This window comes from Actinomadura sp. (genome assembly GCF_044508335.1).
GTDB lineage: Bacteria > Actinomycetota > Actinomycetes > Streptosporangiales > Streptosporangiaceae > Spirillospora.
The window spans coordinates 6,533-15,559 of record NZ_JBIQHY010000102.1; the positions used below are offsets into that span (position 1 = coordinate 6,533).

General features: G+C 72.0%; 7 protein-coding genes. 1 reads left to right on the plus strand and 6 read right to left on the minus strand.

From position 1 onward, the window contains the following. Positions 1-76: 76 nt before the first annotated feature. From ACIWVC_RS26775 to ACIWVC_RS26790, 4 genes are all read right to left on the minus strand, one after another. Positions 77-1,522, minus strand: coding sequence for a family 2B encapsulin nanocompartment shell protein (locus tag ACIWVC_RS26775; protein WP_396454736.1), 1,446 nt, complete (start codon positions 1,520-1,522; stop codon positions 77-79). Further along, complete coding sequence (locus ACIWVC_RS26780; RefSeq protein WP_396447574.1) at positions 1,519-2,964, minus strand: family 2B encapsulin nanocompartment shell protein; 1,446 nt, start codon at positions 2,962-2,964, stop codon at positions 1,519-1,521. Before ACIWVC_RS26780 ends, ACIWVC_RS26775 begins: the two co-directional genes overlap by 4 nt. 464 nt (positions 2,965-3,428) lie before the next feature. Continuing rightward, entirely contained in the window at positions 3,429-4,805 is a 1,377-nt protein-coding gene (locus tag ACIWVC_RS26785) for an MFS transporter (RefSeq protein ID WP_396447575.1), read from the minus strand. 74 nt (positions 4,806-4,879) lie between these two features. Then, positions 4,880-5,518: a hypothetical protein gene (locus tag ACIWVC_RS26790; RefSeq protein WP_396454737.1), complete on the minus strand. Its 639-nt coding sequence runs from the start codon at positions 5,516-5,518 to the stop codon at positions 4,880-4,882. A 298-nt stretch (positions 5,519-5,816) separates the two neighbouring features. Here ACIWVC_RS26790 and lpdA point away from each other — a divergent pair, with 298 nt between their 5' ends. Beyond that, on the plus strand, positions 5,817-7,220 hold the full coding sequence (gene lpdA, locus ACIWVC_RS26795) for a dihydrolipoyl dehydrogenase (protein ID WP_396447578.1): 1,404 nt from the start codon (positions 5,817-5,819) through the stop codon (positions 7,218-7,220). Between the two features lie 45 nt (positions 7,221-7,265). Here lpdA and ACIWVC_RS26800 read toward each other — a convergent pair whose 3' ends face one another. Both ACIWVC_RS26800 and ACIWVC_RS26805 read right to left on the minus strand, forming a co-directional pair. Continuing rightward, positions 7,266-7,874: a hemerythrin domain-containing protein gene (locus ACIWVC_RS26800; RefSeq protein WP_396447579.1), complete on the minus strand. Its 609-nt coding sequence runs from the start codon at positions 7,872-7,874 to the stop codon at positions 7,266-7,268. 55 nt (positions 7,875-7,929) lie between these two features. Further along, on the minus strand, positions 7,930-8,826 hold the full coding sequence (locus ACIWVC_RS26805; RefSeq protein ID WP_396447580.1) for a DUF2637 domain-containing protein: 897 nt from the start codon (positions 8,824-8,826) through the stop codon (positions 7,930-7,932). Positions 8,827-9,027 lie beyond the last annotated feature (201 nt).

Here is a 9,027-nt window from a genome sequence, read left to right on the forward strand (position 1 = left end):
CCGTGGTCGCGGGCACCGTGGTCGCAGGCGACGACGGCGGGGTCGTCCTTCCAGGCGGGCATGGCTCTCCTCTTCCTCAGCGGGCCGTCTCGACGTTCTCCAGGACGCCGAGCGCGTCCGGGACCAGCACGGCGGCCGAGTAGTACGCGCTGACCAGGTAGTTGATGAGCGCCTTCTCGTCGATGCCGGCGAACCGGACCGACAGGCCCGGCTCCACCTCGTCCGGCAGCCCGGCGCGGCGCAGCCCGATGACGCCCTGGTCGTCCTCGCCGGTGCGCAGCACCAGGATCGAGCTGGTCCCGGCCGGGGTGATCGGGATCTTGTCGCAGGGGTAGATGGGGACGCCGCGCCACGCCTGGACGCGGCGTCCCTCGACCTCCACGCAGGACGGGTACACCCCGCGCCGGGTGCACTCGCGTCCGAACGCGGCGATCGTCTTGGGGTGCGCGAGGAAGAACCGGGACTTGCGCCGCCGCGACAGCAGCTCGTCCATGTCGGCGGGGGTCGGCGGGCCCCCGGCGGTCTGCAGGCGCTGCCGCAGGTCGGCGTTGTGCAGCAGCCCGAAGTCGCGGTTGTTGACCAGCTCGTGCTCCTGGCGCTCGCGCAGCGCCTCGACGGTGAGCCGGAGCTGCTGCTCGACCTGGTCCATCGGCCCGTTGTAGAGGTCGGCGACGCGGGTGCGGACGCGCAGCAGCGTCTGGGCGAGGCTCAGCTCGTACTCGCGCGGCGAGGTCTCGTAGTCGGCGAACGTGGCGGGCAGGACGGGTTCGCCGTCGTGCCCGGACGCCACCTCGATCGCCGCCTCGCCGTGCCGGGTCTGCGGCGGTGCCGCCGTGTCGCGGTACTCCTCCAGGTGGGCGCGCAGGGCCGCGGACCGCTCGGCCAGTTCCCCGACCGCCGCGCGGGGCAGCGTCAGGACGATGGACGGGGTCAGCGCGCGGAAGGTGTGCGGCCACTCCCCGTCCCGCTCGGCGACGGCGTCGAGCAGGACGCGGTCGCCGAAGAACCGGCCGCCGGCGAGGATGCGGACCCTCGCCTCGCCGCCGTACCTTCCCGGGGCGGCCTCCTCGACCTTGCCGTGCGCGATCAGGTGGACGCCGTCGAGCGGCCGGCCCGCCGCCGCGATCGTCTCGCCGGGCGCGTACTCGCGCTGCTCGAACCGCGCGGCGAGGCCCTCCAGCACCGCCGGGTCGGCCAGGCCGCGCAGCGGCGGCAGCTCGGCCAGCTCCGGCGGCACCACGCGGACCTCGGCGCCGTCGTTGACGAAGGCGACGATGCCGTCGCCGACCTGGTAGGTGAGGCGCCGGTTCACCCGGTAGGCGCCCGCGTCCACCTGCACCCAGGGCAGCAGCCGCAGCAGCCACCGCGGGGTGATGCCCTGCATCTGCGGGACGGACTTGGTCGTCGTGGCGAGGTTGCGGGCGGCTCCGGTGCCGAGGGCGAGCCGCCGCGGCCGCCCGGTGGGCCCGGCCGGACCGGCCGGGCCGTTCTCCGCGGCCTGGCCCGTGGCGGGTTCCGTCACGCGTCGGCACCGCCGTGCGCGATCTCGACGGACTCCAGCATGCCGAGGGCGTCCGGAACCAGGACGGCCGCCGAGTAGTACGCGCTGACCAGGTAGTTGATGAGCGCCTTCTCGTCGATGCCCATGAAGCGGACGGACAGGCCCGGCTGGTACTCGTCGGGCAGCCCCACCTGGTGGAGCCCGATGACGCCCTGCGCGGCCTCGCCGGTCCGCATCAGCAGGATCGAGCTGGTCTTGGTCCGGCTCACCGGGATCTTGTTGCACGGGAAGATCGGCACGCCGCGCCAGCCGGGGACCTTGTGGCCGCCGACGTCGACGCTGCCGGGGTAGACGCCGCGCGCGCTGCACTCGCGGCCGAACGCGGCGATCGCCTTCGGGTGCGCGAGGAAGAACGCGGGCTCCTTCCACACGAGGGTGAGCAAGTCGTCCATGTCGTCCGGGGTGGGCGGGCCGGACCGGGTGTGGATGCGCTGGGACAGGTCGGCGTTGTGCAGGAGGCCGAAGTCGCGGTTGTTGATGAGCTCGTGCTCCTGGCGCTCGCGCAGCGCCTCGATGGTCAGCCGGAGCTGCTGCTCGACCTGGTCCATCGGCTGGTTGTAGAGGTCGGCCACGCGGGTGTGGACGCGCAGCACGGTCTGCGCGACGCTCAGCTCGTACTCGCGGGGGGACGCCTCGTAGTCGACGAACGTCCCGGGCAGGACCGGTTCGCCCTCGTGCCCGGACGCCACCTCGATCGCCGCCTCGCCGTGCGCGTTGCTCGGCCGGTCGGGGCTCGCCCGGTACTCGTCCAGATGGGCCTGCAGGGACGCGGACTGGCCGAGCGTCTCCTGGAAGTCGGCGTCGTTCATGCTGAGGACGGTGCACGCGGTCACGGCCTTGACCGTGTGCTCCCACGTCGGCCGCTCCTCGCCCTCCTCGGGCGCGAGCAGGGCCTGCTCGCCGAAGAAGTCGCCGTCGGCGAGGGTGCCGAGGACGGCTTCGGCGCCGTACTCTCCGGCCCCGATCCTGGTGAGCTTGCCGTGCGCCACCAGGATGACCCGGTCGAGCGGCCGGCCGCGCTCCACGATGACGTCGCCGGGCTCGTACTCCTGCTGGGTGAACCGGCCGGCGATGGCGTCCAGCGTCAGGTCGTCGTCGTAGCCGCGCAGCGGGGGCAGCTCGCCCAGCTCGCGGGGGATGACCCGGACGTCGGCGCCGGTGGTCACGAAGGTGACCCGGCCGTCGCCGAGGGTGTAGGTGAGGCGCCGGTTGACGCGGTAGGCACCGCCGGCCGCCTGCACCCAGGGCAGCAGTTTCAGCAGCCACCGGGAGGTGATGCCCTGCATCTGCGGGACGGACTTGGTCGTGGTCGCCAGATTGCGCGCCGCCGCGGTACCGAGGCTCAACTGCTGTTGCTGCTGTTCGGTCACGTCCACACCACCGATTCGTCGAAGGTCCGTCATGAACGGCCGTCTTCCGGCCAACGGTGACGCTACTGAACGTAATCGCCGCATCGCAATGAGCCATCAGATTGCCGGAACGCCATAGAACTCGCACCCGCGCGCCACTGCCCGAATCCGGCCGCGGGCACCGGACGCCTGCCCCCCGGCGGGCCGGGCACGGCACATGCGGACGAACCGCGACCTTTACTCACAAGTGGGGTTTCGCCGCAGGTCAGCGCGGTGCCGCGTGAGGGACATCACCGCGCTCGCGGGCTTCGGCAAGGAAAGACCCACCCCATCCTGGTGTTGTAGGGAAGGAGCAGCGGGCCCGGATCAGGACGGGCCGACCGGACCGGAGGGGAGGCTCCCGGTGACCGCAGTCTGGACGGCACTGGCCATCGAGACCGGCATCGCACTGGTGATCGCGGGTTCGCTGGCGGGCTGGGCCCGCCGGCACTTCGGCCGCTGACCCCGCGCGACGCGCGTCATCCCGCCCCGGAACCCGCCGGCTCCGGGGCGCGCTCGTTCCCGACCCGCTCGATCGGGACCCCGGCCGTCTCCGGGATCATGATGATCGGCGCCAGCGCCACGAGCGCGGCGAGCATCAGGTAGTACGCCGGGACGTAGTTCGAGCCCGTCACGTCGATCAGCGATCCGACCAGCACGGCCGCCGTCCCGCCGAACAGCGACGTCGAGATGTTGTAGCCGATCGCGAACGCGCCGTACCGCACCCTGGTGGGGAACATCGCGGGGAACGTGGCGCCGATCACCGCCAGCATCAGCACCAGCAGGCCGCCGACGATCGCGTAGCCGGCCAGGACGCCGAGATCGTTGCGGGTCTGCATGAGCGCGAACGCCGGCCAGCCCAGCAGGATGTAGCCGACCGCCGCCGTCAGCAGCAGGGGCTTGCGGCCTATCAGGTCCGACAGGTGGCCGAGCGGCAGGATGACGACCATCATCGCCGCCTCCACGCCGATCGTGATGAGCTGCGCCGTCTCGTCGTCCATCTTGATGAAGTCGACCAGGTAGGACGGCATGAACGTGAGCAGCGTGTAGTCCGCGACGTTCAGCAGGAACACGATGCCGATCAGCATCACGATGGTGCGCCAGTAGTGCTGCAGCGTCTCCTTCAGCGGCGACTGGGCCTTCTTGCCCTGCGCCTCCAGCTGCTGGAAGGCCGGGGTGTCCTCGATCCGGGTCCGGACGTAGAGGCCGACGAGGCCGAGCGGCAGCGCGATCAGGAACGGGATGCGCCAGCCCCAGGAGTGCATCGCGCTGTCGCTGAGCGCGAGGTCCATGACGAAGACGAGGCCGGCGCCCAGGATGTAGCCGGTCAGCGTGCCGAACTCCAGGAAGCTGCCGAAGAAGCCGCGGCGGTGCGTCGGCGCGTACTCGGCGATCACCGTGGCGGCGCCGCCGTACTCGCCGCCGGTCGAGAAGCCCTGGACCAGCCGGACCGCGAGCAGCGCCAGCGGCGCCGCGATCCCGATCGTGGCGTAGTCGGGCAGGATCCCGATCACGAACGTCGACCCGGACATCAGGATGATCGTGGTCGCCAGCACCCGCTTGCGGCCCAGCTTGTCGCCCAGCGGCCCGAAGAACAGCCCGCCGAACGGGCGGGCCAGGAACGCCGCCGCGATCAGGGCGAAGGAGCGCAGCGACGCGCTGCCCGCGGCCCCCTCCGGGAAGAACTTCGTGCCGATGATCGCGGTCATCACCCCGGCGCTGAACACGCCGAAGTCGAACCATTCGATGCAGTTCCCCATCGCGGACGCGATCACGGCCTTGTGGACGGCGCCGACGCCGCCTGCGTCCGCCGGCACGCTCGCGCCGCGGGCGGCGCGCTCCGGGTCGTCGTTCACGGGGTGGCTGTGCCCGGTGATCGGCGAAGCTAACGCCGGTTCCGCGTTCGCGATGACCCCGTGTAGGCGCGCGGCTACGCCTTCCTGGTCCTCTTCCTCTTCGCGGGGCGGTGGGGGCGGGCGGTGTCCGCGTCGTCCTCGCCGGTGGCCTCGTCCGCCGGGTCCGCCCGGTCCGCCGCGTCCTCCGGTTCGGCCGCGGCCGGTTCGGCCGGGGTGAGGACGATGGTGCGCTGCGGGTCGCCGTCCGGGAGCTCGGGGAGGTCCGTGGTGGGCCCGTCGCCGGGCAGCTCGTCGGTGGTCTGCGGGTCGCCGTCGAGCAGCTCGTCGAGGGTGGCGGTGCGCTGCGGGTCGCCGAGCAGCTCGTCCTCCAGCAGGTCGTCCTCGGGGATGGACACGAGCGCCTGCGTCTCCTGCGACTCGCGGGTGATCACGCCGCTGGCGAGGACGGTGTTGCGGTGCCGCAGGGCGCCGTTCTCCCGCAGCAGGTTGTCGACGTCCCGGCGGGCGCGGGCGAGGCGGCGGCTCAGCCGGACGTGCACGAGGAACCCGCCCACCGCCGTCCCGAGGACGAAACCGGCGACCGGGAAGCCGACGTCCGCCGGCGCCAGCAGGGCCACCAGCGCGACCACCACCAGCGCGACCAGCACGGCAAGCGCGACAAAGTGCTCTTCCATCCAGTCCAGGACGGCGTTGACGCGCTTGGGGATCCTCACTCCGCGACACCTCCACATCGGCTCGGGTGGGCAACGACCGGCGCGCGGCGCCGTGTTCCACCGCCGCGGCGCCGCTGGTCCGAGGTGCGCCGCCGGGCTCGCCGGCCGGGACGGTCGGGGCTCGCGCCGCACGGCGCGCCGTCCGCTCGTTTGAAAACGGCTCCCGCGGATACTGACCGGCGGAAGCCCGTCCGAAACACTCACTCTATGTGACGCCGGGGCGTGCGGCGGTCTCCCGTGCGCCGGCCCGGTCGGACCGGGATGCGAGGACGCCGCCGCGCCGAATAGTGTCCAAGGCATGAGCGAACACTTTGACGTCGTAGTCCTCGGCGCGGGCCCGGGTGGATATGTCGCCGCGATCCGGTCGGCACAGCTCGGGTTGAAGACGGCGATCATCGAGGAGCGGTACTGGGGCGGGGTGTGCCTCAACGTCGGCTGCATCCCGTCGAAGGCGCTGCTGCGCAACGCGGAGCTCGCGCACATCTTCACGCGGGAGCAGCAGACCTTCGGGATCAACGTCGAGGGCCGGGTGTCCTTCGACTACGGCGTCGCGTTCCAGCGCAGCCGCCAGGTGTCGGACAAGCTCGTCAAGGGCGTCCAGTTCCTGATGAAGAAGAACAAGATCACGTCCTATGAGGGGCGCGGCACGTTCACCGACCCGAACACCCTGCAGGTCGCCCGGCGGGACGGCTCGTCGGAGACGGTGACGTTCGGCAACTGCATCATCGCGGCGGGCGCGCACACCAAGCTGCTGCCGGGGACCTCGCTGTCGGAGCGGGTCGTCACCTACGAGGAGCAGATCCTCAGCTCGGAGCTGCCGGAGAGCATCGTCATCGCCGGCGCGGGCGCGATCGGCGTCGAGTTCGCCTACGTGCTGCACAACTACGGGGTGAAGGTCACGATCGTCGAGTTCCTCGACCGGATGGTCCCGAACGAGGACGCCGAGGTCTCCAAGGAGCTCGCCAAGCGGTACCGCAAGCTCGGCGTGGACGTCCTCACCTCCACCCGCGTGGACGCGATCGACGACTCCGGCGAGAAGGTCAAGGTCACCGTCACCGGCAAGGACGGCGCCCAGCAGGTCCTGGAGACCGACAAGGTGCTCCAGGCGATCGGCTTCCAGCCGAACGTCGAGGGCTACGGCCTGGAGAAGACCGGCGTGGCCCTGACCGACCGGGGCGCGATCGACGTGGACGGCCGCTGCCGCACGTCCGTCCCGCACATCTACGCCATCGGCGACGTCACCGCGAAGCTGATGCTCGCGCACGCCGCCGAGGCCATGGGCATCGTCGCGGCCGAGACCATCGCGGACGCCGAGACGATGGAACTCGACTACATCATGATCCCCCGCGCCACCTACTGCCAGCCGCAGGTCGCGAGCTTCGGCTACACCGAGGCGCAGGCCAAGGAGCAGGGCTTCGACGTCAAGACCGCCAAGTTCCCGTACAGCGCCAACGGCAAGGCGCTCGGGATGGGCGAGGGCGAGGGCTTCGTCAAGGTCGTCAGCGACGCCAAGTACGGCGAGATCCTCGGCGCCCACATGATCGGCCCCGAGGTCACCGAGCTCCTCCCCGAGCTGACCCTGGCCCAGCAGTGGGACCTCACGGTCCACGAGGTGGCCCGCAACGTCCACGCCCACCCCACCCTGGGCGAGGCCATGAAGGAGGCCGTCCACGGCCTGGCCGGCCACATGATCAACCTCTGACCCCGCCGGCGGCGCGCGCCTCGCGGCGCGCGCCGCGCGCGGACGTCAGGCGACGTTCCAGAGGGTGAGGGACTCGTAGGCGGGGCGCCAGGCGGTTTCGTACGCGGCGCGGGCCTGCTCCGGGAGGAGGGCCAGCATCTTCGCGGCGAGGTCCGGGTCCGCGCCGTCCAGGAGCCAGGGGATGACGCGGGGGCCGTCGGGTCCGATCTTCCGCGCGTGCACCTGGCCGAAGTCCGCGAACCTCTCCGGCGGCAGGACCTCGTCGATCAGCGGGAGCGCGGCCTCCTCCTCGTGCTTCAGGTGGGCGGTGAGGGCGTCCGCCAGGCGCTCGGCGAGGGGGCCGAGGGGTTCGGCGCCCGCGTCGATCGCCTCGATCGCCGGGTCGATGGCGGCGTGCTCGGCCTCCATGGCGTCCATCAGGGCCAGGCCGTCCGGCCGGTCGGCGAGGGCCTCGCGCATCGGGGGCCACAGCGCCTCGTCCTCGGCGGTGTGGTGGATGTGCAGGGCCGTCTTGAACAGGTCCCAGCCCGGCGCCTCCGCCAGGACGCGGCGAGCCTCGCCGTCCGGGCGGGCCGCGACCTTGGCCAGCTGCTCGAGTTCGCGGCGCAGCGCGTTGTGCATCACGTACATCGCTGTCCAGTCGTACTTCGGCATGATCTCCCCTTTCGGTTTCACGCCATAGACGAACGGGACGGGGGAAAAGTGACGGTCAGGAGGCCGGGGCCGGGCTGGAGAGCCGGCTGAGGAGGCGCTGGCCCTGGCGGGAGCTGATGTTGAGGCGGCGGCCCAGTTCGGCGCCGGTGATGTTCGGTTCGGCGTCGATGATGGCGAGGGCGCGGGCCTCGTTGTCGGTCGCGACGCTGCGGGGGACGGGCGGCTTCTTCCGCTTCGCCGCCGGCGCGGGTTTCGCCGGCGCGGGCCGCGGCGGCGCGGCGGGCTCGGGCGGGGCGGTGAGCGCGGTGACGCGGTCGAGGGCCTGGTCGAGCATGACGCCGTCCCTGAGCATCCAGACGACGTCGGCGGGGGCCTTCGACTTCCATTTGCGGCCGTAGTGGTCGTCCAGGAGGGCGAGGGCGTGGCGGCGGCGCTGCTCGGCGCGGAGGGCGTCGGGGTAGGACGTGATCTGCCACAGGACCATGCGGCGCCACAGCCGGAACGTGGAGAGGGGCGCGAGCAGCCAGCGGGCGACGGGGACGCCTTCGCGGACGGTGCCGGCGGCGATCCCGGCGCGGCGGCGGATGGCGTGCCGGACGGCCTCGATGAACGTGATGAACAACACGGGCATGGCGGCGTGCATGACCATGCCGGTGACGTCGCCGTGCGCCGCGGAGACGTTGAGCCAGACGGTCGCGGCGGTGAAGGCGAAGGCCATCCAGCGCAGGGCCGGCATCGGCATCGCCAGCCATTCGAGCAGGAGCGCGACCGAGACCAGGGCGAGGATGCCGAGGTCGACTCCGGCCGGGACGATCCACGCCTGGTCGCCGAACCAGGGCTCGGCCACGTCCCGGACGGACGCGAACGATCCGTAGCCGCCCAGGGCGGCGAGGCCCGCGAAGAACAGGCCGCCGGTGGCGGCCAGGACGCGCTGGGCCCGGGTCAGTGGCATGGTCGTCCGGTCCATCGCGCGTCCCTCCCGTCTCGGGGTCCTAGATCACCCCGAGACGGTAGCGCGCCGGTGCCGCCCGTCCGGACGAAAGTGTCATAACCGCCCAGAAGCCGCAGGTCATCAGCGGAGCGGGTCGAACGGTCAGCGGAGCGGGTCGAACGGTCAGCGGAGCGGGTCGAAGGGTCAGCGGAGCGGGTCGAA